At 64.9% G+C, this 1,125-nt stretch carries 1 protein-coding gene and 1 pseudogene; both read right to left on the bottom strand.

Features of this window, described 5'->3' with window-relative positions; translation table 11 throughout:
* A partial coding sequence (locus AC1DU6_RS32255; RefSeq protein ID WP_477862296.1) for a hypothetical protein occupies window positions 1-371 on the bottom strand: 371 nt, incomplete at its 3' end.
* 36 nt (window positions 372-407) lie between these two features.
* Window positions 408-1,125: pseudogene (locus AC1DU6_RS32250) on the bottom strand (hypothetical protein); the annotation flags it as partial.

Below are 1,125 nucleotides of genomic sequence, written 5' to 3'. Positions count from 1 at the left end.
GTGCCCCACTCCCGCTCGTACACCAGATAGACCGGCACGCTGCCAGGACGAAAGCGCGGCGACGGGATCTCGGTCTTGAAGTCGAGCCCGTAGTGCGTGCCGATGGCGGTCCCGTCGATGCCGCCATCCTCGCGCAGCGTTGCACTGAGGAAGACGGCGCCGTCGCCAATGTCGGCGTCGGGCATGCGCAGGTCGATCGCTTCATACGCCCCGCCCTTGCCTGCAGCCGGCGCCCAGGCCTCAATGGCGGCTGTGTCGGCATCCGGGTCCCGCACCAGGGTGACGCCGAGGAGGCTTGAGACCTTGGCGGGATCCAGCGCTGGCTCGGCCACCAACTGGTCAATCATTGCGAAGAGGGTCAGGTCGCTCATGGGCTGGCGCTCCGAAAGGGGTGCGGGCTTCAAAGATCAGGGGAAGAGGGTCACGCCGCTCAAGTCAGCGTAGTCGAGCTGCTTGGCCGGCTCGGACGCATGGGCACTGTTCCAGGTGTCGATATGGCCGCGGCCATAGTAGGTCTTGTAGTCTTCATGGGTCGTGCTGGTGATGAGGTCGCCAAACTCCTTGGCCATCTCCTGGCGCGCCATGGCCTCGTCGATGTCGCCTTTTTCCAGCTTGTCGTAGATGGCCATGAACTTGCCGGAGGCGTCGGCCGGCACCTCGCTCACCACGCCCTCGGCCGCATGCTCCTTGGCGGCCCGGCAGGCCACGAGCTGGGCTTCGCCTTCGTCGATGAAGTCCACCTCGGTGGCCTTGCGCACATATTCCAGCCCGTCCGCCACGCTGTTCAGCGTGGGCTTGGGCGGCGGCGTGAACAGCGCGTGGCCGGTCTCGTGCGCCAGCCCACCCAGGGCCTCGTCGAGCGGGTCGCTGGGGTCGATGGCGATGGTCTTGTTGACCTTGTCGCAGTAGCTACCCCCGCCCGGCTCGTTGAGCTTGATGACCCATTTGTCCTGCTGCAGCTTGACGATATTGGTCTTGAGCGTGGGCGACTGGGCCAGCTTCTCGTTGATCCCCTTGAGCCCCTTCTTGATGGTCTTGCTGCCCTTGGGAACTTTCTCCAGCGGCGTTTCGGCGAGCTGGTTGGTCTTGTCGACCACGGTCTGGGCCAACTTCTTCAGCTCGCTG

It is taken from the genome of Roseateles sp. P5_B10 (genome assembly GCF_056400485.1).
Note: the sequence above shows the minus strand (reverse complement) of the source record. Positions and strands in the feature narration are given on the sequence as shown.